The sequence below is a fragment of the Paraburkholderia sp. SIMBA_053 genome, from assembly GCF_046534895.1.
GTDB lineage: Bacteria > Pseudomonadota > Gammaproteobacteria > Burkholderiales > Burkholderiaceae > Paraburkholderia > Paraburkholderia caledonica.
In genome coordinates, this window is the sequence record NZ_JAWRXU010001032.1 from 1 (window position 1) to 259 (window position 259).

1 protein-coding gene is annotated in these 259 nt (G+C 65.3%); it reads right to left on the bottom strand.

Translation table 11 applies throughout. The annotated features are described in order from the left end of the window. Positions 1-259, bottom strand: a 259-nt coding sequence (locus tag SB753_RS38765) for a sugar phosphate nucleotidyltransferase (protein ID WP_410805374.1), incomplete at both ends; no start/stop codon positions are given.

A 259-nucleotide genomic window follows, 5' to 3' on the forward strand; every position in this document is an offset into this window, starting at 1 on the left:
GTCTTCGCCGTTCGCGCAGGCGAGGGCTGCTGCCAGCGTGAGCGCGGGCGCCGTGTCACGCCGCGCCGGCTCGACCACGAGACGCGGCGTGCACGAATTGCACATCAACTGCTCGGCAATCACGAAGCGATGCTCTTCGCCGCACACGACGATGGGCGAATTCGACACGCTCCAGCCAGCCGGAAAGCCTTCCATCCGATGCACGGTGTCCTGCAACAGCGACTCCGAACCGACGACGCCAATCAGCTGCTTCGGAAAG